We start from the raw sequence: 23,651 nt of genomic DNA on the forward strand, positions 1-23,651 counted from the left end.
GACCTATGAAACCCGAACCCCTGATCCTGATTCGGCTCGGCCCAATCAGCCAAGGGTACTTGACAAGCTAGTTTTAGACCTGATTAATTCGCCTAGGAGTAGGGAATAGCATGAGTCGGGGAGATGGAAGCAAACTGAAACTAATGGTAGTCGATGACGAACCCGACAACTTGGATTTGCTGTACCGGACGTTTCGACGCGATTTTCAGGTTTACAAAGCAGATAGCGCCCTCAGCGCCCTGGAAGTTCTAGACGAACAGGGCGAGATGGCGGTGATTATATCTGACCAGCGGATGCCAGAAATGAATGGTACCGAGTTCTTGGGGAAAACAGTCGATCGCTTCCCTGATACGATTCGGATTCTACTGACGGGATATACCGATGTTGAAGACTTGGTAGAGGCAATTAATGCAGGTCAAGTTTTCAAATACATCACCAAACCGTGGAATCCTGAAGAACTGAAATCAGTTATCAATCAAGCGTCAGAAACTTACAAATACTACAAGCAGCGCAGCGTTGCACTGCGTCGCGCTTTACGCAAGGAATCTCTGTTTAATGAGGTAATGAGCGTGATTCGCGGGTCGCTAGATTACTCTAGTATGGTACAAACTATTGTTCAAACCGTAGGTCAAACTTTTGAGGCCAACTATTGTATGCTGCGGCCGGTAGAGGTCGATCGACTATTACCCAGTACCTTTCCCTACCAAGCCCAAAACGCCGAACCTAGCAGCTTTTCTTTTGATGAAAATTTGCTGGTTCAAGCCGTAGCCAGCCGCCAAACTCAAGTCAGCGCCAACAGTGGGGCTGACGGTAACTCGGTTGAGATTGCTGTGCCCCTGACTTATCAGCAAGACTTGCTGGCGGTACTGGCAGTGTGTCAGATTGGCGGCACCAACCCTTGGTCGGGAGAAGATATAGAGTTAATAGAAGGTGTAGCAGCTCAAGCTGCTCTCGCCCTGTCCCAAGCTAAGCTCTATCAGCGCACTCTGGATTTAGCCAATCAGATGCAAAACGAGTTGGAGGTGGCCCGCCAAATCCAAACAAACTTGTTGCGCCAAAGTTGGCCGGATTTTGAAACTGTCAGGGTGCAAGCTTGTTGCTATCCCGCGCGGGAAGTTGGGGGTGACTTTTTTGAGGTCTACGTCCACTCTCAAGGGGATATTTGGATAGCTGTGGGAGATGTTTCCGGTAAGGGTGTTCCGGCTGCTCTATTTATGGCTAGCGCGATTTCGGTGATGCGGCGCGAACTTTCTCAAGAAGTTTCTCCCGAACCCGAGAGAGTGATGCAGAATATGAACAGCAGTATGGCTGACGACCTGATCGGCAACAACCATTTTATTACAATGGTTGTAGCTCGTTACACTCCGTCAACGGGACACCTGGCTTTTGCTAATGCCGGTCACATTTATCCGATCGTTTGGTCTCACTCAGAGGTGAAAGCTCAAGCCGCTAGCGGTGCAACGCCAGCAGAGCCGAATTTCCTCAAAGCTCGCGGTATTCCCTTGGGGATATTGCCAGTCTGGAAAGGTAAAGCTGGTGCGATCGAATTAAAGTCAGGAGATGTATTTCTGCTGACAAGTGACGGGATTACTGAAGCTAGCGTGACCACTGCGGCCGTCGCAGGGGGCGAAGAAACCCGTTCTATGCTACAACAAGAAGGGCTTTGGCAACTCTTGATTCAAGAGCCTGGTTCCTTCAACTTGGACAATTTGTTGGCTTATATCCGAGCTGACAATCCCGTTCAGGAAGACGACCAAACCATACTCTCTCTGGAGGTTCTCTGAATCTGTCAGTCATGCCGACGAAGAGTCGGGGGCTTTGGGTCTCAAAAACTCCAGCCGTCAGTTGAGGGCCTACAGATTAATACAGAGAACGCGGGCGATGCTCTTCTGCAAGCTTCGCTAACGGCAAAAGTTACAGAACTAACGCGTCAGTCGATTTGAGATTTGAGATTTGAGATTTGACTCTCGCATTCAATCGCGGGAGCTTGAACTTTCCTCTAAAATTTGGATCTCTCCACGACGGTGGTAAGTGGCACGGTATCCGTTTTTTGGGCGGGGTAAATGCCTAACTTTTAACTGATGCTTTGCGATCGAGGCTTTCAAAAAAATTGTATTGCATCGATCGCCCGCCATTGAGTATCCTCTATGTAGCGGCAAATATTAACGCCAGATAAATTTGGTGCGTCATGTTTCATAAAACTAATACGGGATGCGGGAAACTCAGAGACTTTAGTCCTTCCTAGGAAAGCGACGCGGAGGACTTTAGTCCCCGTGTTCTTCGTAGTATGATACAATTTAGATTGTGAGTAAGAACAAAAACATCTACGTGTTGAAACATCCTAGTATCGGAGAAATCCCTGCAACTTAGTACGCCTATTGAGAGGCAACACAAAAAGAGCTAATAATGGCAGGATGTCGAGCGTACCGCGTCTTGGCTTAGTGATGGATTCTGAAAGCATTAGAAACAACAAAAGTAGCTAGTAACTATCGCTTGACGATGAGTGACTAAGTAGACGGCGCTTGACGGTCGTAACGAGATTAGATTTAGGTCACACCCTTTGTCTAATTCTGTCAGTAGAATCTCAGCGGCTTTAGCCCTGAGAGTGTCAAACCTGGTCTGAAGACACAGGGTTTTCAAACTTACGGGATTTTTTTATGAATACTGAGCTTCATGTGCCAAGCGACTTGCGGTTTTTAACAATAGTTGAAAATTGGTTGCTGAGCAGTTTGGAAGTTGAGCTAGGAGAGCACGTCGATTGGCCGCGTCAGTCGAATCGTTTGCGCTTGGTGTTAGCAGAAGCCTATTCTAACGTGATCCGCCATGCTCACAAAGATCAACCCAATCTGCCAGTTTTAATTCGCTTGAATTTAAAAAATCGGGATATTGGTTTAGAAATTTGGGATTACGGTAAAGGTTACGAAATGGATACTTACAGTCCCCCGAGGCCGGAAGCTAAACAAGAAAGTGGCTATGGCTGGCTGATTATGAGCCGACTTATGGATCGGGTGGACTACACTTTGCAATTAGACGGTCGTAACTGTCTGAAGTTGGAAGCGAGTTTGCCGGAAAAATCTTAATTAGTCATTAGTCATTAGTCATTAGTCATTAGTGATTGACAATGTTTTTGATTCTAGTGGTTGTCTGTCGCACCGTTTAGTCATTAGTCATTAGTCATTAGTGATTGACAATGTTTTTGATTCTAGTGGTTGTCTGTCGCACCGTGCGGTGACAGCCACTTTTTCTTGCAATCTCGTCCCTCTCTAACCAGACTCTAAGATTGTAGAGCCGAAGGAAGAAGAAAGAATTAAGAAGAAACAAGCAACAGTAGCTGTAGGGTGCGTCGCTATTAAAAATCCGTAAAGAAAAGCGACTTTTAGAGTAGCGACGCACCTCTATCGCGAGTTAAGCAAACAACTCCTCGTTTTACTCATCCCCAACAATTATGTACCAATACTTTTTATAAATCGTATAACATAACAACGTTTTAGCTGTCGGCTGCGGTTGCTCTAGGTACTGTTGCGGGCTGATAAATACTGAAAAAATCGGCTTTCTATAGCGTTGGCTATGCTTAGATAGATGGGAGCCTCTCAGTTTTGATTTTATAGTGCTGTCCCCGAAGAGCGATCTATTCAACACTCGCTCTTCGGGGACAGCACTGTAAAGAAATTGCTTTTTTGCATTCATTGAGATGCTCCCTCTGGAGATGAGGTTATTCCTCACTATAAAACAATTTCATTGCGGTCGCTTTCTGGGCAATTACCAATTACCAATTTGTGCCTCACTCCCTGGATAATTCCTATATTAAGAACCGAATTTCTTAGGCCGCAGAGTCAGCAATTCTTGGGGAGACGCTAAGAGTTTGACGGTTACTGAAAGAATTTCTTGCTGAAAATTGAGCAAAAAAATCCATCCGACATTAATACCAAATGCGGGAGTTTGCACCCGGCCGCTGACCTGAATTTCAACTGTGCCATCTTCTAAAATTTTGCTTACACTTTGCTGGGGTTCGAGATGCATTCCTCGCGCTTCTGTTTTTAGATAACTGGCGATCGAGCTTTTGCCGATAATTGGCTCTTCAAATGGCGCGTGCAGAACTCCTTCCTCAGCAAACAAATTAGCGGTCGCTTCAAAATCGCCCGCGTTAAAAGTTTCAAAATATTGCTCTAGCGCAGGCTTTGTGAGACCGACGATATTTATAGAGCGAGTTAAAATAGGTCGAGTTGTGGCGGTCATATAAGAAATGATTGGAGATGAATGAATCTAATGTAATCATTCTCTTGGTCACAGCAAATCCATCAAAAGATATAGCTAGGGTCATAAATTTTATCTAAAAAAAATCAATAATGCTATGCGCCTCCTGGAGCTTTGAGGCCGATCGACCGAAATTGTACCAGTTACCAAAAATAATGCAACTGTAGGCAAGTCGCAAACCCTTATGCCATCAGCCATTCCCAATCCTTGAATCCTTCAAATCTCAAATCAAAAATCGAAAAATCTCAAATCTCAAATCAACTAAACCCAGACACCTCGTGGCATCTGGGTTGCTGTAGAGTCTTTGTTAAACAAGAAGATGCTATTTGCGCATCAAATTCATCAATTCCTTAGGAGAAGCCAACAAGTCGATCGCCACAAAGAAAATTTGACCTTGAGGATCGAGCATAAACCGCCACGCGATGTTCATACCCACATTGGCGCCGAACCAAGGAGTTTCGACTTTACCCGTGACTTTGACTTGGCGGTAGCCATCTTCAGCAGGCTCCGACACACCTCGCTCGGGCAGCATTTTCAGGCCGATGCACTCTTCCCGCATATAGTTGAGGATAGCTTCGCGACCGACGATCGGCTTTTGGAAAGGCGGTTGGAGAGCACCGTCTTCAGCAAATAAACCGACGGCTGGGGTGAAGTCGAAGGCGTTCATGTTGTCGATGTAGCTGAGCACAGTTTGCTCGCTGATACCCTCAATCTGGGTTTTCACCCGCTCTGCTACAGCGGTTGGAGTGCTGCGAGGAGCAGAGCGTTTGCCGTATTCTTGGCTGAAATCGGGATCGTAGCCCATGTGAACTACGGTGTTGCGAAGTACAGTAATTTGTTGACCCGGATCGAGCTTCTTGATGGTTTCAAGGACTTGGGTTGCTTCGGGAGACATTTGATAGCCAGCAGGGATGGGAGCGACAGCGCCCTGTTTCATCAACTGTCCCAACTCGTACCAGAAACCGAGTTTAGTATTGACGCGCAATGAAGTGTAAATCCGGCCGATGGTGGTGTCGGCGTTGCTGGCTAGGTCAAACATGGTTTTGCTTTGAGCAGCCGGCGACATCTGTTTGATTTCGCCCAGGACGCCTTCAACCAGCGCCATGCTGGCTACTCCGGGGGCTGCTGCGGTAATGGAAATGCCCATTTCCGTGTAAGCATACCAGAGCAGTGCGAGTTGGTCTTCAACGCTGAGTTTGTAGAACGAGTCCGTGGTGGCCGGAACAGCACTAGCAATCTCGGTGTTCGAGAAAATAGATTGAGCTGATTGAATGCTAACTGCCATGTTTATACTGTGGGATTCGCTGTAGGTTTGATTTCCGTACTTGAGATGTGCGAATCGAATTCTCCCTTAATTAAAATTATGTAACGTTTTTGACAAATTACAGTTCAAATTTATAAATATAAAGATTGTGAAAGTATTATGAATTCTGTCGTAAAATCAGTCTAAATATTAATAGACTTATAGCCCATTTTGTGATATGGTTTTTTATCCGATGAAAATAACAATTAATAGCGATCGCATTAAGCAAAAAGGCCTAGAGTTGGGATTTCACAAAGTCGGGATCGCCTCAGCAGACGCAGATGTCGATCGAGAAAAACAAAGATTGCAGGCTTGGCTGGACAAGGGTTATCAGGCGGATATGGCATGGATGGCTAACCCGAAACGGCTGGATATTCGATCGCTCGTGCCAGATGTGCAGTCATTAATATGTGTCGCCCTCAATTACTACACGCCTCACCAACGCCCCGAGAATCCCCCGTTGGAGGGGGGGGACGATGCAGTCAGAGAGTATGCTAAAATCTCTCGCTACGGCTGGGGGCGGGATTACCACAAAATTTTGCACAAAAAACTGAAGCTGTTAGCAAATTGGGTGCGATCGCAAGGCGAAGGAATTGAAGCACGGTATTATGCTGATACCGGGCCGGTTCAGGATAAAGTGTGGGCGCAGCGGGCGGGGATTGGCTGGATGGCTAAAAATGGTAATGTAATTTCGCGAGAATACGGTTCTTGGGTGTTTTTGGGCGAAATTTTGACTAATATCGAGTTAGAGCCGGATGCGCCACACACCGAACATTGCGGTACCTGCACTCGCTGCATCGAGGCGTGTCCGACGAAAGCAATTACTGAGCCTTTTGTCGTGAATGCCGATCGGTGCATAGCTTATCATACGATCGAGAATCGAGCCGAAAAACTGCCCGACGAAATTGCATCTAATTTACAAGGTTGGGTAGCAGGTTGCGACATTTGTCAAGATGTTTGTCCCTGGAATCAGCGATTTGCCAAACCAACGGATGTTGCAGAATTTGAGCCTTATCCTGAAAACATAGCACCGACACTTGCAGAATTAGCGGAGATTTCCGATGAAGAATGGAACCGCCGATTTACAGCTTCGGCGCTGCGGCGAATTAAACCCGAAATGTTGCGGCGGAATGCGAAAGCAAATCAAATTAATAGTCAGTTGACAGTTGACAGTTGATAGTTGTCAGTAGTTTCAGTCTTTTTTTCCTTCTTTCTGACATCCGTTACATCCCGTACATTGCTCGTTGCCGAACTTCCTTCTTTTAAAATCGATGTCTGCAAACGAACCTACCAAGAAAAAATGGTGCGTCAGTTTTGAGATGGTTGGCAGGAAATAACAATTATCGCAACTGACACACCCTACTTGATAGTTATTTATGTCTAGAGTTTGTCAGCTTGGCAATTCTCAAATAGTTGCATTTAAAATGTATAATGCAATGGGGCAGCGTAGCTCAGTGGTAGAGCGATCGCCCCGTCAATCGATTTTAGATTTTAGATTTTAGATTTTAGAGGCGACCCCACGGATAAATTCGGGGGAAGAGAGGATTTTAGATTTTCGATTTGGGATTGATTCCACGGACGCTTGTCAAGGCGAGAGACAACCGTTTGATTCGGTTCGCTGCCACCAGCAACGTAGTTTAAATGGTAGAATTCCCTGGAGTATACCGGGAGATGCGGGTGCGATTCCCGCCGTTGCTATCTTTTTTTTGCGTTAACAATCAAAAGGCAATGAGTAATATAGAAGAGATTTCCCCCTCGTGATTTAATCTTCCCCAATGACCAAAGTAATTATTTTTGATTTTGACGGTACTTTAGCAGATACAATCGATATTCTTCTGAACATCACCAACCGTTTGTCAGCAGAATTCGGCTTTAAGTCTGCGACAAAAGATGAACTCGCTCAATTAAGCAACTTAACTTCTTGGCAAATCCTCCGGTATTCTGGCATTTCTATCTTCAAATTCCCGCTGCTGATTAGAAAATTGAAAGCAGAGTTACGCAGTGAAATTCCTAAAATTGAATTATTTGCGGGAATTAAAGAAGTTTTGCTAGAGTTAAAAAACCTTGGCTTTCAATTGGGGATTATCACCTCTAATTCCCAAGAGAATGTCTTAGCCTTGCTAGAAATCAACGGGTTGCAAAACACTTTCAGCTTTATTTACTCGGGTTCAACTTTTGGCAAACATAAAGTTATTAATAAATGGCTGAAAAAAGAGCATATAAATCCTGAAGAAGTCGTGTATGTAGGAGATGAAATCCGAGATATAGATGCTGCTAGAAAAACTGGTATTAAGGTAATTTCGGTAAGTTGGGGTTTTAATTCTCAGGAAGTTTTGGCTGCACACAATCCCGATTTTTTGATTGAACGGCCTCAGGAATTGCTCGATATTATGAGTAATCTGGGAAGACTGTAACTTTTTGTAAAGAAATATTTTACATTGTAAAGTAGTAAATACTTTATGTCCGGACAGGTTGAAGAAATTGATTGAGGCTGATATAAAGAAAAAGGAAAAGATTTACTCGATCGCTCAAAATAAAGAGGAACAGTATTATGTCTGCCTTTGAAACTTTCTTGACGTTCGGCTTTGCTTCAGTTTTCGCCGTAGCTACTTTAGCAACTTGGTTGCGTTTCACCAACCCGCCTTCTGCTAAGCGCAATTAGTTCTCTTATTTTTTGAATTTGGTATAATATTTTGAGAAAAGCAATCCCAAATGCTTTTAGCGATGGGATAGGTCGTGGGCGTAGCTCAGCCGAGGCGGGTCAATCCGCTCGAAGTGAAAGCGAAAGGGGAGGGACTTGATGCCTCCCACGTCATGTCATAGATGACTATACTTTTACCAGCTATTAGAGTCGGGTTTCTTAACCTGATGGATAATTCGCCGAAACCCTGTTTCTCGGGAAATGTTTTGCCATCCATATAGATATTTTCTCAGAAACCAGGTTTCTTAGACTTTGCATAATTAAGAGAAACCCGGTTTCTCTCGAAATGTTTTGCTACCCAGCAGATATTTTCTCAGAAACCGGTTTCTTAGACTTTGCGTAATTCCCAGAAACAAAGAAAGAATAATCTTTTAGTCTGCTTCACTTCGTTTCAGTGCCGCTAAAACTGCTTGCTGGCTAACTGTTTGGTAGATTTTGCTCAAATGCTGTTTGATGCCGTCTGATGCGGGGGAGGATTTGGTAGTTGTCAGTTTGGCGTCGGTTGCCAGGGGAATGGGGCCTAAAATATCTAATACGGTTTCGCTGCTGGGCGGTGGCACAATCACGACTAAAGATGATTCTAGCTGTTGGTTGTATTCCCAAAAGCGATCGACCTTCGGCACTTTAGCATTCGCGGCGGGGGAATTGTCATAGGTGTTTAGCTGGGAATTTTCCTCTGCTTGGGTACCCCGTCTCTGGCGGAGTGCGGTTAAAATTTGCTCTTTGGTTCTACCGCGCAGTTGAAACAGTACGAAGGGGTCTTCGCCGAAGCGATCGCCCAATAAGTAGTATACTGCACTGATGTGTTTGCAAGGATTTTTCGGGTCAGGACAGCTACAGCGCGATCGAATATCTGACAAACTTAACGGAAATAGGGTTTTTCCGGCCGCCGCAAATACATCTTCAATATTGTGAGGCATTTCTCCAGCTAATAGTTTAGCTGAAAAAACCGCTCTTTGCGACATATTTTCAATCACGTAATCCCAATCTTCATCGGTTAAAGTATCGAGTCCTAAAGAAACTTGATAGGGTTTAGGATCAGTTCCTTGAACTATGGCAATTACTTCTTGGTTGGGAAATTTAATGCTGAGAACTTTGCCTTCCCGCGCATATTGCCATCCGCGTTCTAATCGCTTTTTGAAGCGGTAGGTATTGATTAAATCGAGCCATTGTTGTGTCCACCATTCTCTGTCAATCATAAGCGGAAGGAAGAAGGAAGAAGGAAGAAGGAAGAAGGAAGAAGGAAGAAGGAAGGAGGAAGAAGGAAGAAGGAAGAAGAAGGTTTGTAGTGAGGACTTTAGTCCGCAAAAATAAGGAAAAAAAGAAATAAGAAGGTTTGTAGTCAGGACTTTAGTCCGCATTCAAAAAGGAAGAAGGAAGAAGAAAGAAGAAGGTTTGTAGTGAGGACTTTAGTCCGCATTTAAGAAGGACTGAAGTCCTCACTACGAACCCTAAAAATTATTCTTCTTCTGTTTCTATAATAGCATTGCGATCGAGAATTAGTAAATTGCGAAGTTGGTCAGTATCGAGTTCAGTCAGCCAGTTTTCGCCCGCGCTGACTACTTGTTCGGCGAGAGCTTTTTTACTTTCGATCATATCGTGAATTTTCTCCTCTAAAGTACCAGTACAGACAAATTTGTGAACTTGCACATTTCTCGTTTGACCGATCCGAAATACGCGGTCAGTTGCCTGATTTTCTACTGCGGGATTCCACCATCTATCGTAGTGGAAAACGTGGGTTGCTCTGGTTAAATTTAAGCCAGTACCGCCCGCTTTTAAGGATAATATCATAATCGGCGGGCCTTGCGGATCGTGCTGGAAGCGATCGATCATTTCTTCCCGCTGCTGCTGCTTAATGCCGCCGTACAAAAACAAAACCTCTCGCCCTAAATGCTTTTCCAGATGCGGTTTCAGGAGTTTTCCCCATTCAGCAAATTGAGTAAAAATCAAAGCCCGATCGCCCTGGGCGACAACCTCTTCCAACATTTCCACCAACCGCTGCAATTTTCCCGATTCTTGGCTGTTAATGCTCAATTCCTTCGGCTTACCTTCTGCTTTCACAAGGGCAGGGTGGTTGCAAAGTTGCTTCAGTTTTACCAGCAAAGCCAGAATCATGCCCCGGCGCTGAATGCCTTCGGCTGATTCTAAATTAGCGATCGACTCTTCAACTACTTTCTGATATAGTGCCGCCTGTCCTGACGCCAGACTGCAAAATACAGTCATCTCCTGTTTTTCCGGCAAATCTTGGATGATTTCTTTGTCAGTTTTCAGGCGGCGGAGGATGAAAGGCCGCACGAGCGATCGCAAAGTATGCAATGATTCTCTATCTCCATATTTCTCGATCGGAATTGCAAACCGGCGCTGAAAGAAATTGCGCGGTCCCAAATAGCCGGGATTGAGAAACTCTAAAATTGACCACAATTCTTGCAATCTATTTTCCACCGGAGTTCCCGTCAGCGCAATTCTAAAAGATGCCTCTATTTGCCGCACCGCCTGCGACTGCTTCGCCTCGGAATTCTTAATGTTTTGCGCTTCATCTAAAACCAATCCCTGCCATTTAGTGCTTTGAATTTCCTTAGCATCGCGAAACACCAGAGAATAACTGGTAACTATTAAATCTTTTCCCTTAATTGCGGCCGCAAATGCTTTACCTTTAGCGCGTTGATCTCCATAATGGAGTAACACTTTCAACGTCGGGCCAAACTTCTTGACTTCGCGTTCCCAATTCCCTAACACTGATGTCGGACAAACCAGTAAAGTCGGGGCTTTTAGGGCATCCTGTTCTTGCAAATGCAGGAGAAAAGCAATTAGCTGAATCGTTTTGCCGCAACCCATATCGTCCGCGAGACAAGCACCTAAACCCCAGCGTTCTAAAAATGCTAACCAGCCCGCCCCTAGCGCTTGATAAGGCCGCAATTGTCCTCGGAAAGTGGCTGGAGTTGCGATCGCACTTACGGCCTGATTATCGCTCAAAGTATTCAACAATTCCTGAAGTTGACCAGTTGCTTCAAAATTCACCACAGGCAACTTTTCAATCATCTGGGAATCGCCCGAAGCCAACCGCAAAGCATCTTCCAAGGAAAGAGTCATTTGCTCTTTGCGACTAGCAAAGAAACTTTGAGCCGCCCTGACATCGGTTGCGCGCAACTCCACCCACTCGCCGTTAATTTCCACCAAAGGCGAATTCAACGCGATCAAGTTGTCAAATTCTGCCTTAGAAATGCGCTGTCCGCCGATCGTCAATTCCCACTTAAAACTTAACAGACTTTGCAAGCCCAACCCCCCCTTGCCCCCCCTTACTAAGGGGGGGTTAGTTTCTCCTACTCCCCCCCTTACTAAGGGGGGGTTGGGGGGGGTTTTTTCCGCCTTAATACTCAAACCCAAACGACTCGCCCAACCATCAGCCTTTGTCAAACTCGGCGGCAAAACCACGCCCAACCCGCTATCAGCAAACCGCCAAGCCACAGACTTAATAAACTCGTAAGCTTGCAGCGGATTTAGTTGACAAGATTGCGGTCGTTGTGCTTGCAAACTCGGCTCAATTAACGGATAAAGTTTCGAGGCTAAACCCAAGCCACTGAGCAAAGTTTCTTGAGGCAATTCAATTGTCCGCCCCGCATAATTTAAACGTTCGACAGAGTTGTTCCAAACAGTTGTCGCATCTACCAAAAAATCGGTTTCATCTACTGCTTGCAAGCAATAATTTAAACTCCAGTTAACTTTGCCGGGAGACGGCGGTAGTAGTTGAAAACAAGTGTGAAATTGATTTTGTTGAGATAGTTGATTTTGCAGCGGTGCAGCCCAAGCAGTCAGCTTGGTTGCCAACTTTTCCAAAGCTGCTGATTCGGCGCGCACAATCCCAGATTCCTGCTGCAAAGCTTGCAACCATTCGCGGGTTGGGGAAACTGTTTTGATATCTAAAGTTGAGCCAGCAGCCGTTAGCGCAGCCCTCGCAGACGATCGCACTTCACAATCTACAACACTACTCAAAAACCCCAACACCAAATCCTCCGCCCCCACCGGCAAATCCACCGCCAAAGCCCATTCCCCGATTTCTGCTTCCTTTCTTCCTTCTTCCTTCTCCCCTCTTCCTTCTTCCTTCTTCTGATATATTCGACAAGCCGCCGGCATTTGCTTGGAAAAAGTAGCGAGGCGGAGTGTATCTGTAGAACTATCTAACAAAGGTTGCCATTTAGCAATAGCAGAACCGTCAGGTTGTGGTTCTAATGCTGGCAAAAATTTGCACCTCGCCAACAAATCCAAACTCCACCTAGCAATATGAGACCAAAAACGCAAATCCGATCCGACAAAAGAGTCTAGTTCTGTGCTATTGAGTGGCAGTGATTGCAAGAAAACAAAAGCTGCTTGAGGGTTGAGTAAATAACCTTCTACTTGCCAAGGATAAAGGTAAATTTCCTCGATTTTTGTTGGTTCTTCAAGTGCTGCTGCTGAGTGCTGCGGGATTAGTGTGGCGTTGTCTGCGGAGATTTGGGTGGGAAGTGCGATCGCCCGAACTTGCCTCTGAATCGATAAATTTTCCGTAGGAATGGCTGCGGTGGTCGTTTTGGGCGATCGTCTAGTCTTCTTGCTTTTCTCCTGAATATCTGCGGTTTCGGGTAATTGCCAGTTTAGTTTGCCCGACTGCTGCAAGGAAGTTAGAAAAGTCTTCAGTTCAGATTCGGTCATTGCCAAAGGATGCTGTAGACTCATCCCCGATTTAACGGTATCAATCGCCCCAACTTTCCGCCAAGTTTCTCCCCAAATAAATAAGCCACTTTTTTCTTTTTCCAGTAGCCAACTGCCGTGTAAAATTGCCATTTTTAAATCCTAATATTTTTATTTAATTGCGAGACTTGCTACAGCAGTCCTGTTTGATTTGTGAATAATATAACTCTTGCAAAAAATCCGAAATATCTTGAAATTATCTGCGTTAATCTGTGTTTATCTGCCTGACATCTGCGGTTGACCTAATTGATCCAAATTTCCCAATCGAAAATTCATAGTACCATCTATGGAATGTGTTTGGCGGGCGATCGACCGGAGAATCGACAGGAGAACATGAAAAAAAATTAAAGAGTATAAATGCTTACAATCAAGACACTGACAGTCGATCGCCCGCCGATTATCTCTCTCTTTTGGCTGGTTCCTCTCAAACATCCTGTGGTAATGTTACGATCCCGACAGAGAAAGAATGTGGTAGATAAGGAAGCAGTGCTACATGGTAGAGATAGACAAGTCAATATCTTTTGATGGACGGGATATTAGACTGAAGATTGGTTTACTGGCGCCTCAAGCAGGCGGTGCAGTTTTGATTCAGTCGGGTGACACGGCGGTTTTAGTGACAGCGACTCGATCGCAGGGGAGAGAGGGAATTGATTTCCTGCCCCTGTTGGTGGATTACGAAGAGAGACTCTACGCTGGCGGTAAAATTCCCGGTGGATTTTTGCGCCGGGAAGGGCGTCCCCCAGAAAAAGTTACTTTGACTGGGCGTTTGATCGATCGCCCGTTGCGTCCGCTATTCCCTAGCTGGCTGCGAGATGACATCCAAGTTGTCGCAACAACGCTGTCGATGGACGAACAAGTGCCCCCCGACGTTTTGGCAGTGACAGGCGCTTCCGTCGCGATTCTGCTGGCGAAAATGCCGTTTTACGGGCCGATGGCGGCTGTGCGAGTTGGTTTGGTAGGGGACGATTTCATCATCAATCCCACCTATAGCGAAATCAAAGAAGGCGAATTGGATCTCGTGGTAGCCGGTTCTCCAGACGGAGTAATCATGGTGGAAGCCAGCGCCAACCAATTGCCGGAACAGGATATCATCGAGGCGATCGACTTCGGCTACGAAGCAACCTGTGACTTGATTCAAGCCCAGCGCGAAATCATGGCAGAATTGGGCATCGATTTCGTGGTAGAGGAACGCCCACCGCAAGATTTCGCCCTCGAAAACTTCATTCGCGATCGCGCCCAAGAACCCATCCGCATCATTTTGTCAAGATTTGAAAAAGACAAAACAATACGGAATGCAGCTTTGGACGAAGTGAAGGCAAATGCAGTCGAATCTGCGATCGCCGAACTAGCCGAAGACGATCCGATCAAACTAGCAGCCACCAGCAAGACAATTGGCAACGTTTTCAAAGACGTTACCAAGAAAATGATGCGGAAGCAAATCATCGAAGATGGCGTCCGTGTAGACGGCCGCAAGCTAGACGAGGTGCGACCCGTTTCTTGTCGTGTAGGGGTGCTGCCGTCGCGAGTACACGGCTGTGCGCTGTTCAATCGCGGCTTAACCCAAGTCTTGTCCGCAGCAACTCTGGGAACCCCAGGAGACGCCCAAGATTTAGCCGATGACTTGCACCCGCAGCAAGACAAACGCTACCTGCATCACTACAATTTCCCCCCATTTTCCGTGGGAGAAACCAAACCGATGCGATCGCCCGGACGCCGAGAAATCGGTCATGGAGCCCTTGCAGAACGCGCTTTGCTGCCAGTTTTGCCATCCAAAGAAGATTTCCCCTACGTCATTCGCGTAGTTTCCGAAATCCTCTCCTCCGACGGTTCAACCTCAATGGGTTCAGTTTGCGCCTCAACGCTAGCGTTAATGGATGCAGGCGTTCCCCTTTCCCAACCCGTCAGCGGCGCGGCTATGGGATTAATCAAAGAAGGCGATGAAGTCCGAATCTTGACTGACATTCAAGCAATTGAAGACTTCTTAGGCGACATGGACTTCAAAGTAGCCGGTACCGACACCGGAATTACTGCTTTGCAAATGGACATGAAAATCAAAGGTTTGCCCTTAGATGCGATCGCAAATGCGATCCGTCAAGCCAAACCTGCGAGACTGCACATTTTAGAAAGAATGCTAGCAACCATCGACACTCCCCGCAAGGAAATGTCGCCGTTTGCACCGCGTTTGCTAACGCTGAAAATCGATCCCGAATTTATCGGTTTGGTAATTGGGCCAGGTGGCAAAACAATCAAAGCCATCACCGAAGAAACTGGTGTCAAGATTGACATCGAAGACGACGGAACCGTGACAATTGCTGGTAACGACAGTGAAAAAGCTCAACGGGCTTACAATATTGTCCAAGGCATGACGCGGAAGTTGAATGCTGGAGACGTGTATGTCGGCCGCGTAACTCGAATTATTCCGATCGGCGCTTTTGTCGAAATTCTGCCAGGAAAAGAAGGAATGATTCACATTTCCCAGTTAGCGGACTACCGTGTTGGGAAAGTGGAAGACGAGTTAGCTGTGAATGATGAAGTGATTGTCAAAGTGCGAGAAATTGACAATAAAGGTCGAATTAATTTGACCCGTTTGAACATTCATCCCGACGAAGCGGTAGCCGCCCGCGAAGCGTTGAATAAATAGTTGACAGTTGGTAATTGGTAATTGCTTTTGGAGTAATTGCTAATTGCTGATTGGTAACTGGTAATTAGTAATTCCTAATTGCTAATTGAGATAAAATCTGATTGTTTCAGATTGATTTGGGAGTAGGTGCGCGACAGCGACAGATCGACAAAAGTGCGATCGGCTGTGGAAGTTCATACAGTCGCGCACTTTCCCCTCGGCACTTAAAACTATCTGCGATCGTTTGGCGGTTGAAACCGCTACTATACAAACGAAGTCCGCCTCCGCGGACTGAATAAAATATAAAGTATGCTTAGCTGTAGGGTGCGTCGCCATTAAAAATCCCTCAAAAAAATCGACAATCGATCGAGCGACGCACCTTACAAAATGGTCAGTATAAACAACCCTCTGCTTAACTCTTGCCCAAAATTTTATTGTACCAAGATTTTTGAGAAATAGTATAACCTAATACGGTTGACTTAAGAACAATCTGAGTTGAGGGTACGTTGTTGCGCTTCAGCGCTCTTTCCTAATATTTATAAAGAGCGCTGAAGCGCAACAACGTACCTAATTTGTCTCACGGGGAAGTAGGGGGCAAGAATTCGGAAGATCGAGTCCTAATAATCAAATAACAGCAATACAATCAATCTCTACCAACACATCCTTCGGCAAACGAGCAACTTCCACACAAGCCCGTGCCGGTGCAGTTTTCTCATCAAAATATTTCCCATAAACCGCATTGACAGCGGCAAAATCATTCATATTTTTGAGAAAAACCGTAGTTTTCACGACATCCAACCAAGTAGCGCCGGCTTCTGTGAGAATGGCTTCGAGATTTGCCATCACTTGTTCGGTTTGCTTGGCCACGTCGTCGGTGTAGACGATATCGTTTAGTCTAGTGTCGATCGCAATTTGGCCAGCTACAAACAGCATAGTGCCCGTTGCGGCGATCGCTTGATTGTAAGGGCCCACAGGTGCGGGTGCTTTGTCAGTACGAATAATTTTGCGCGTCATAGATGTTCCTGTTTGAGATTCTTGTTGATTGGTTTCTGGTTTGTAAAATTCTCCATCAGGCATGATTGTACCAGTTAAGTCTGCATCCTTGATGTTCATACCATAAGTATTGGCATCAGTCAAATCTGCTCTCTTAAGCTTAGCACCCTCCAGATTTGCTCGGATCAAATTAGCTCCTTGAAGACCCGTTCTCTCTAAAATTGCACCCCGCAAACAAGCGTTTCTTAGATTTACTTTTATCAATTCGGCTCCAGCTAAATCCGCCTTTGCTAGATTGATACCCGACAAATCATAGCTAGACAAATTGACACCGCGCAGCTTGGCTCCCTGAAGATTGGTATCTTTGATTTTTATGCTAGTTATATCTGCCCGACTTAAGTCTGCTTCAGTCAAGTTTGCCTGAGTCAGGTTTGCACTGTTGAGTTTAGCTCTGCTCAAACACACTTCAATCAAGGATGCTTCAATAAATTTTACACCAGCTAGTTGGGCATCACTTAGGATTGCTTCATTCAAGTTCGCATTACTAAAATTAGCATAATTTAAATTGGCTTTACTCAAATTAGCACCGCACAAATCTGCATCAGTGAAGTTTGCAGATTGAGCTTGTACTAACCCGCTCAAATTCGCACCTTTCAAAGATGCCTTCGTGAGGTTTGTACTATTAAGCGTTGCTTTCGTTAAGTTGGCCTCATTCAACTCTGCTGCTGTCAAGTTTGCAGAGCTTAAGTCTATCCCACTTAAGTCTGCACCTTTGAGGTCTACACCTCTGAGCATAGCTGAATGAAATTGTCGTTCGCCTTTGGCATATCTTTCTAAAAGTTCTTCAGCGTCCATTCATAACCTCGATCGCCCTCACGTCCCACAAACCACTATACCATCCGCGCGAATCAGGAGTGCACCTGCGATTTGGCGCGCGGATGATTATCGGATTTCACACCACAGAATTACCCGTGAAAGAACCTCAGCCAGCAATAAACTTCATCGCAACACCATTCATGCAGTAACGTTTGCCAGTAGGTGCAGGGCCGTCATCAAATACATGACCCAAATGCCCGCCGCAGCGACGGCAATGCACCTCAATTCTAGTCCCAAACAGCGAATTATCGATCGATGTGGCGATCGCCCCTTTGATCGGATCGTAAAAACTTGGCCAACCAGTACCGCTATCAAATTTAGTTTGCGACGCAAAAACTGGCAAATTACACCCAGCACACGCATAAATTCCCTTACCGTATTGCTTGTCGAGAATGCTAGTATGAGAGCGTTCAGTAGCGTGTTTTCGCAACACATTAAACTGTGCCGAAGTCAAAAGTTTGCGCCACTCTTCCTCAGTTTTAGTAACTTCAAAAACACCATTACTAGCAGCCATAACATCTGACTTCCCAGGCAAACAGGACGATAACCATGCCATGCTGACTGTTGCTATACCAGCCTTCAAAAATAATCGTTTCTTCATCATTCATCATCCACTTGTTAATTAATTTAAACCACCAGCAGTCACGTTCAAAACTTTTTGCTGGATTTGTATCTTTTTTATCGGCGGTTGCAAAATTGCTCTTTTTCAACCGCAGATATAGGCAGATAAACGCAGATGAACGCAGATGAATTAGATATTATCTGCGTTAATCCGCGTTCATCCATTTTCATCTGCGGTTGCAAAATTCCTCTTTTTCAACCGCAGATATAGGCAAATAAACGCAGATAAACGCAGATGAATTAAACAACAACCGGAGCACCGACAACTTCACCCTTCAGCATCCGAGCAGCAGCATCCATCAACTGTTCCTCCAAATAAGGCTTAGTGAAATAGCCCTTCGCGCCCAAACTGTAAGCCATTTGGCGGTGTCTGTCAGCACCCCGAGAAGTTAGCATCGCGATCGGCAATTCGCACAAAACCGCATCCTTCTGCATCCGAGAAAGCAGTTCTAAACCATCCATTCTCGGCATCTCGATATCGCAGAACACGATATCGCAAGGCAGACCGGATTTCATCTTTTCCCAAGCTTCCTTACCGTCGCGAGCTTCTTCAACACGGTAGCCAGCTTTTTCAAAAGTAATCGACAAGAGCGATCGCACTGTAATCGAATCGTCCACAATCAGCACAGTTGGCTCAGTCTTCTCCTCAGCAGCCTCCGCAGCAGCCCGATCGCCACTTTCATCCCAAAGCGTACCGCCAGCTTCCTTCCGCAGCCTGCCAGTAGCCAAATCAATCAATTCCAGAACATCGGCAATCGCCACAATTTTGCCGTCCCCGAGTACCGTAGCACCCGCAATCCCGATCGGCTTCGGCACAGGCCCCTCCAACTGCTTGATCACGATTTCCTGTTCCGTCGAAACCTGATCCACCTGCACCGCCAAGAAATTCCCAGCAGAGCGCAGCACGATCACCGAAATCATGTCATCGTCAGTATTAAACCCGTAAACACTGCCCCGGCCCAAATGGCGGTTGTAACCCAGCAAATCCCGCAGCGGGCGGAACGGCAAAATCGAACCCCGCCACTCAATGCAAGGCAAACCGTCTGCCCCAGTCGTCACCTGATCGCGAGGTACATCGATCATGTCCTCCACCCCGTCCATCGGGAAAGCAATCCGAGCTCGATCGCTAATGCAAGTCAGAGCCTTAGAAATACTCAACACCAGAGGTAAACGGATGGTAAATACAGTGCCTTTGCCGATCGTCGAATCAATCCCCACAGTCCCCCGAATTTCGTGCAAGGAGGTCTCCACGACGTTCATACCGACCCCCCGGCCGGCGTACTCCGTCGCCTGTTCCTGAGTGCTGAAACCGGGCATAAACAGCAAATTGTAAACTTCCGAGCGAGACATCCTCTGAGCCTGAGCCGCCGTCAACAAATTCTGCTTGATCGCCTTCGCCTTCACCTTTTGCGGGTCAATTCCCGCCCCATCATCAGAAACCGAAACCACCGTTTGATTCCCTTGGTGGAAAGCCCGAATCGTAATCCTGCCCATCGCAGGCTTCCCGGCTGCCAAACGCACCTCCGGCGCTTCGATCCCGTGGGTAATCGCATTGTTCACCAAGTGAGTCATCGGGTCATAAAGTTGATCCACAATCATCTTGTCGATCAAAATATCCTTACCCTCAACCTGCAACTGAGCCTGCTTCCCGCACTTAATCCCAATTTCCCGCACCGCCCGGAACAGCCTGTCCGTCGTCTCCGCAAACGGCTTCATCCGGGCGCGAGTCAAACCTTCTTGCAGTTGAGTCGTGACTTGGCGCAATTGGCGAGTCACCTGATCCGCCTCATCCACCAAAAACTCAATGTCCGCCGCCGACTCCCGCACCCGCACGATCAGCTCAATAATCTCCTGAGCCAAACTGTGGAAAGGAGTAAACCTGTCCATTTCCTCTGGTCTCCAAGCGCTTTCGCGTTGGTGGGACGACTCTTCGGTGCGCCATGCCGATCGATGTCCCTGGCGGTTTGCCAGCAAAGCAATCTCCAAAAGACTCCGCTCGTAGAAATCCTGAGTCCGTTGGCTGACATCGCTCAGCAGCGTCACTTGGTGCAGCAAATTGTCCAAAAACTGCCGCATCCGTTCTTGGTCTTGCTCCAAACTGTTGCGGTTGACTACCAGTTCCCCCATCAAGTTGCTGAGGTTGTCCAGTTGCTTGACCGGTACGCGCATGGTTTGGTCGCCGAACCCGCCCGCGCGGGCATTCCGCCTGGGTCTGTTATTGACCGACGACTGTCCGATATTGGTTTCGCTTTGACGGCCGCTGTCCTTTGGATCTTCCAGCAGTTTTTCTAAGTCGCCAAATTCGTCGTCGCTCTCCGCAGCAGGAGCGGGTGGTGCTTTGCGGGCAGTTTTCGCCGGTGCTGGAATTTCCGGCATAGTTGCGCTCTCGCTCAGCAGATCTTCAAGATCGGAGAAAACTTCCGTCGTTACCGGACTCGGATTTGCACCCCCAGAGGCTGCCATTGCGACCCCAGCACCGCCTGCGATTAACAGCGCTTCTAAATCGTCAAAATTGCCTTCGGAATCCTCAGTACCTGATTGAATGTCGCTAAAAAAGTCCGCCAGCGACTCATCTTCCAACTGTGCTGCATCGGCTTCGCTCAATTCTTCTTCTTCGTCGCCAAAGCCCGTCAGTTCCGAAGTCACCAGAGGCCCAGCATCTAGCGAATCCAACAAATCATCAAAAGCATCCAACTCTTCGGTGTTGAGAGTCGCCCCGGTTTCCAGAGCTGCTAGCAAATCAGCATCGCCCTCAAACATATCATCGAGAGATTCTGACGACATCACCTCTAAATCGCCAGCCGCAAAATCCGTTTCCAGCGCGCCAAACAAATCATCTTCCTCCTCGTCGGATTCACTTGCCGCATCTGTTTGGGCTCGATCGAACAAACTCTCAGGAACTTCGGCCGACAACTCCTGCAAATCAAAACCAGCTTCGGCATCCACCGACGGTGGAGGCGCTTCGCCAAACATATCCTCCAACAAATCGAAAGTGCCCTCATCAGACTCGACACTGGCAATTTCCGCATCAGGACGATCGGACAATAGCCCCAATTCAGCCGCTGCCAAATCTGTCAAGCCTGCCTCCGAAACAGTAGCCTCCGAGTCCGAGAACAAACTCGCCAAGTCCCCCTCATCCGCTGCCGTACCAGCACTGGGCAATTGAGAATCTCCATTTAAATTCAACCAATCCCCATCGACTTCTGGCGAAGCTTCCCCGTCATACTCAGTACCCGTAGGTACAGAACCGAACAGATCTGCCAAATTCGCCGCTTCTTGGGAATGAACCGCCTGCCGATCGCGCCCAGTCTCCTCATCCTCAGAAATCGAGTCCGACGTAATCTCCCCAAACAGCGCATCTAAATCGGTATCCTCCAGATCCAGGTTGGTCGATTGCACAGACTCGTCTTCCAGGCCAAAAGCATCTTCTAGCCAATCTCCATCCGCAGAAATATCTAAATCAGAATCAGAATCAGAATTTGATGTCATATTAAAAACGCTGCCACTTTCCTCATTTGGTGTGCTGCCAGTAGCTAAAGATCGATCGCCCCTGCTCTCCCCAGCTTCACCTTCAGAAGAAAGGAAATCAGAAGTAATGCTCAACAGCTCGCTGAAATCCGAGTCTTCCTCCACCCCAGAGAGCAACTCGAAATCATCTATTTCGGCTACAGTCGGTTTTTCTGCATCCCCTGAATCATTGCCACCACCTGCTAGTAGATCCGAAAATTCTGCGTCGAAAGCATCCGGGTTGAGAGCATACTCCTCGGAAACTGCCGGCACAGTCGCTTCCTCAGATGAGCCTAAATCGCCGAACAAGTTATCCAAATCAGCATCTGCCGTCACAACAGAAGTTTGGGCCGCCACTTCGTCCAAAAGCGTACCGAGAGCATCTTCATCAGCTTGCCTCCTGGTAATGCCGACCCTGCCCTCTCCCCGATCCAAACCCTGCCTGTTTGTTTCAAGCTGTTTGCGAGTTGGCGGCTGCTTTAAACCCGCATTTTCGCGATCGGCTGCCACCGCCGAACCATCAGCCTCACCTCCAAACAGCAAATCGTCCCCAAACAAACTCGTGAGATCCTCTAAAGGAGTCCTCGCATTCGTTTCCGAATTTTCCTCACCGTATTCGTCAAACAACAAATCAGTAAAATCGCCGGAATTGTCATCATCATCTAATTCCATGATTCCCCCCGTCGGCATCCTAGAAGCAGATTGTACGTAGTCCAGATCATCTTCTTCTTCCCAAGCGCCGTCGAGATCTGGAGATTCGCCTTCAAACAAGTCTGCTAAAGTGTTGAGTTCGGCCGCCCCCACTTCCGGGCCCGTGCGCGTCGAGATTCTAAAAGAACCTGTCTCTACATCTGATTCTCCGAACCCTGGGGAATTGTCCAACGGCGATAGACCTCCGGCGTAATCGTCACTTTCGTCGCCGTCGAGTTGCTCGAACAGCTCGTCTATGCTCAGCCCAGAAATTGTTGGCAGCAACTTGTTCGATCCATCCGGGGAATCGCCGCCCAAAGCCAGATCCCAGGCCGCATCTTCAACAGAGACCGCATTTGAACCCAACGTACCCGGTTGAGCGAATGCCAGCAAGTCTTCAAAATCTGTTTCCGGAACCACAACCGTCGGCACCAGCGCCAGAAGTTTGGCGCTGGGTGCGATCGACCCAGATTGACCCAAAAGTACCTGTTCTTGGGCTTGTTTGATGTCTTTGATGACCGTTGGGGCTAAGGTGCGGTAGGTATTTTCTGAGTTGGCGATCGCCTTTTCTACCACAGCGATCAATTCTATCCACTCGGGCAGTTCAAATTCCTCCCCCGCCATTTTCAAGTTCCGACAAATATTCCTAAGTTGTCGCCTGCTGTCAGAACCCTCAGGCTGTTTGAACTCTTGCAGCATTTCCCGCATCCTCGCCGGCACATCCGAGTCAAATACCAGATGCAGCGCGGTTTCTTCCGTTTCTGTGAGATCGGATGCGTAAGCTGAATCCGAGTCCGCAAAACTCATCGATGAGTTAAACGTCCCGGCTCCCATTCGGGCCATAACTGTTTGTGGTATTGGCAGCGGGCTGCTTTCGTCTGAATCGTTAGCGCAGTGTCCGACGAGTCCCCCCAAGTGCCCGTTGAGTTCTTCAAATACAGGTTCTAATTCTCGAACCATCTGCTCTCCCAATTCCTCTGTCAGCCCAAAAGGCCCCGACAGTTGCTCTAACAGCCCTTGTAACGTGTCAAAAATTCGCAAAAACAGCGACTCTAGCTGTTGGTCTACTTTAACGCTGCACTCTTTTAAAATTTTAAAACTATCTTCTAGTCGGTGAGATGTTTGCTGAATGCTAGTCAGGCCAAGCATTGCGGCTCCTCCTTTGACAGAGTGAGCAGCCCTAAATACTTCGTTAACCAGTTCTGGGTCTTCGATCGTCGCTTGTAGGTTGAGCAAGCCTTGTTCGATCGTATTGAGGTGGTCTTTTGCCTCCTCAATAAAGTAGCCCATGATCCTCTGTTGTTGCTCCGGCAGCATAGTTTTATTCCTGATTTTAAGCGTTATTGTATTTTGTCTATTTT

General features: G+C 47.1%; 14 protein-coding genes, 1 tRNA gene and 1 pseudogene. 8 read left to right on the forward strand and 8 right to left on the reverse strand.

The features are described 5' to 3' along the window. The first annotated feature begins 110 nt into the window (after window positions 1-110). Window positions 111-1,784 carry a SpoIIE family protein phosphatase gene (locus JGK14_RS12265; RefSeq protein WP_325315119.1) on the forward strand — a complete coding sequence of 558 codons (1,674 nt, stop codon included), beginning with the start codon at window positions 111-113 and terminating at the stop codon, window positions 1,782-1,784. An 873-nt stretch (window positions 1,785-2,657) separates the two neighbouring features. Continuing rightward, window positions 2,658-3,080, forward strand: a complete 423-nt coding sequence (locus JGK14_RS12270) for an ATP-binding protein (RefSeq protein WP_293150468.1) — start codon at window positions 2,658-2,660, stop codon at window positions 3,078-3,080. A gap of 724 nt (window positions 3,081-3,804) precedes the next feature. On the opposite strand, the gene JGK14_RS12275 is transcribed toward JGK14_RS12270, so the two are convergent. Then, window positions 3,805-4,236 (reverse strand): nuclear transport factor 2 family protein, encoded by a 432-nt coding sequence (locus JGK14_RS12275; RefSeq protein ID WP_325315120.1) that lies wholly within the window; start codon window positions 4,234-4,236, stop codon window positions 3,805-3,807. A gap of 340 nt (window positions 4,237-4,576) precedes the next feature. After that, entirely contained in the window at window positions 4,577-5,539 is a 963-nt protein-coding gene (locus JGK14_RS12280; protein ID WP_293180650.1) for an orange carotenoid protein N-terminal domain-containing protein, read from the reverse strand. Between the two features lie 211 nt (window positions 5,540-5,750). Between JGK14_RS12280 and queG the strand changes: the two genes are divergently transcribed. The 4 genes and pseudogenes from queG to JGK14_RS12300 all read left to right on the forward strand — a co-directional run. Then, the gene (gene queG / locus JGK14_RS12285) at window positions 5,751-6,734 is read left to right on the forward strand and encodes a tRNA epoxyqueuosine(34) reductase QueG (protein ID WP_293180653.1); all 984 of its coding nucleotides are present in this window, start codon (window positions 5,751-5,753) and stop codon (window positions 6,732-6,734) included. A gap of 449 nt (window positions 6,735-7,183) precedes the next feature. Then, window positions 7,184-7,255 (forward strand) — tRNA-OTHER (locus tag JGK14_RS12290). A gap of 77 nt (window positions 7,256-7,332) precedes the next feature. Continuing rightward, the gene (locus JGK14_RS12295) at window positions 7,333-7,971 is read left to right on the forward strand and encodes an HAD-IA family hydrolase (protein WP_293180656.1); all 639 of its coding nucleotides are present in this window, start codon (window positions 7,333-7,335) and stop codon (window positions 7,969-7,971) included. Window positions 7,972-8,241: 270 nt separating this feature from the next. Next, window positions 8,242-8,380, forward strand: a pseudogene (locus tag JGK14_RS12300) (RNA-guided endonuclease TnpB family protein); the annotation flags it as partial. Between the two features lie 249 nt (window positions 8,381-8,629). On the opposite strand, the gene JGK14_RS12305 reads toward JGK14_RS12300, so the two are convergent. Together JGK14_RS12305 and JGK14_RS12310 are read right to left on the reverse strand one after the other, a co-directional pair. Beyond that, entirely contained in the window at window positions 8,630-9,457 is an 828-nt protein-coding gene (locus tag JGK14_RS12305) for an SWIM zinc finger family protein (RefSeq protein WP_293196406.1), read from the reverse strand. 259 nt (window positions 9,458-9,716) lie between these two features. After that, window positions 9,717-13,076, reverse strand: coding sequence for a DEAD/DEAH box helicase (locus JGK14_RS12310; RefSeq protein ID WP_325315121.1), 3,360 nt, complete (start codon window positions 13,074-13,076; stop codon window positions 9,717-9,719). Between the two features lie 264 nt (window positions 13,077-13,340). On the opposite strand from JGK14_RS12310, the gene JGK14_RS12315 reads away from it, so the two are divergent. Beyond that, the gene (locus JGK14_RS12315; RefSeq protein ID WP_293150440.1) at window positions 13,341-13,508 is read left to right on the forward strand and encodes a hypothetical protein; all 168 of its coding nucleotides are present in this window, start codon (window positions 13,341-13,343) and stop codon (window positions 13,506-13,508) included. Continuing rightward, complete coding sequence (locus JGK14_RS12320; protein WP_293180665.1) at window positions 13,477-15,624, forward strand: polyribonucleotide nucleotidyltransferase; 2,148 nt, start codon at window positions 13,477-13,479, stop codon at window positions 15,622-15,624. The genes JGK14_RS12315 and JGK14_RS12320 overlap by 32 nt, the downstream gene beginning before the upstream one ends. Before the next feature lie 603 nt (window positions 15,625-16,227). Here the strand turns inward: JGK14_RS12320 and JGK14_RS12325 are convergent. The 4 genes from JGK14_RS12325 to JGK14_RS12340 form a co-directional block, all read right to left on the reverse strand. Continuing rightward, window positions 16,228-17,451 carry a Rid family detoxifying hydrolase gene (locus JGK14_RS12325; protein ID WP_293196410.1) on the reverse strand — a complete coding sequence of 408 codons (1,224 nt, stop codon included), beginning with the start codon at window positions 17,449-17,451 and terminating at the stop codon, window positions 16,228-16,230. Window positions 17,452-17,578: 127 nt separating this feature from the next. Beyond that, window positions 17,579-17,986, reverse strand: a complete 408-nt coding sequence (gene msrB, locus JGK14_RS12330; protein ID WP_325315122.1) for a peptide-methionine (R)-S-oxide reductase MsrB — start codon at window positions 17,984-17,986, stop codon at window positions 17,579-17,581. Then, window positions 17,976-18,182, reverse strand: a complete 207-nt coding sequence (locus JGK14_RS12335; protein WP_325315123.1) for a hypothetical protein — start codon at window positions 18,180-18,182, stop codon at window positions 17,976-17,978. Before JGK14_RS12335 ends, msrB begins: the two co-directional genes overlap by 11 nt. A 151-nt stretch (window positions 18,183-18,333) precedes the next feature. After that, entirely contained in the window at window positions 18,334-23,607 is a 5,274-nt protein-coding gene (locus JGK14_RS12340) for a hybrid sensor histidine kinase/response regulator (protein ID WP_293224622.1), read from the reverse strand. Window positions 23,608-23,651: the final 44 nt, after the last annotated feature.

Source organism: Microcoleus sp. PH2017_28_MFU_U_A, from assembly GCF_020738035.1.
Taxonomy (GTDB): domain Bacteria; phylum Cyanobacteriota; class Cyanobacteriia; order Cyanobacteriales; family Microcoleaceae; genus Microcoleus.

Excerpts from the sequence above, each read along its gene's own strand:
- JGK14_RS12315 (WP_293150440.1), top strand. The coding sequence starts at position 13,341 with ATGCTTACAATCAAGACACTGACAGTCGATCGCCCGCCGATTATCTCT.
- JGK14_RS12340 (WP_293224622.1), bottom strand. The coding sequence starts at position 23,607 with ATGCTGCCGGAGCAACAACAGAGGATCATGGGCTACTTTATTGAGGAG.
- queG (WP_293180653.1), top strand. The coding sequence starts at position 5,751 with ATGAAAATAACAATTAATAGCGATCGCATTAAGCAAAAAGGCCTAGAG.
- JGK14_RS12295 (WP_293180656.1), top strand. The coding sequence starts at position 7,333 with ATGACCAAAGTAATTATTTTTGATTTTGACGGTACTTTAGCAGATACA.
- msrB (WP_325315122.1), bottom strand. The coding sequence starts at position 17,986 with ATGGCTGCTAGTAATGGTGTTTTTGAAGTTACTAAAACTGAGGAAGAG.
- JGK14_RS12325 (WP_293196410.1), bottom strand. The coding sequence starts at position 17,451 with ATGGACGCTGAAGAACTTTTAGAAAGATATGCCAAAGGCGAACGACAA.
- JGK14_RS12305 (WP_293196406.1), bottom strand. The coding sequence starts at position 9,457 with ATGATTGACAGAGAATGGTGGACACAACAATGGCTCGATTTAATCAAT.
- JGK14_RS12280 (WP_293180650.1), bottom strand. The coding sequence starts at position 5,539 with ATGGCAGTTAGCATTCAATCAGCTCAATCTATTTTCTCGAACACCGAG.
- JGK14_RS12320 (WP_293180665.1), top strand. The coding sequence starts at position 13,477 with ATGGTAGAGATAGACAAGTCAATATCTTTTGATGGACGGGATATTAGA.
- JGK14_RS12265 (WP_325315119.1), top strand. The coding sequence starts at position 111 with ATGAGTCGGGGAGATGGAAGCAAACTGAAACTAATGGTAGTCGATGAC.
- JGK14_RS12275 (WP_325315120.1), bottom strand. The coding sequence starts at position 4,236 with ATGACCGCCACAACTCGACCTATTTTAACTCGCTCTATAAATATCGTC.
- JGK14_RS12310 (WP_325315121.1), bottom strand. The coding sequence starts at position 13,076 with ATGGCAATTTTACACGGCAGTTGGCTACTGGAAAAAGAAAAAAGTGGC.
- JGK14_RS12270 (WP_293150468.1), top strand. The coding sequence starts at position 2,658 with ATGAATACTGAGCTTCATGTGCCAAGCGACTTGCGGTTTTTAACAATA.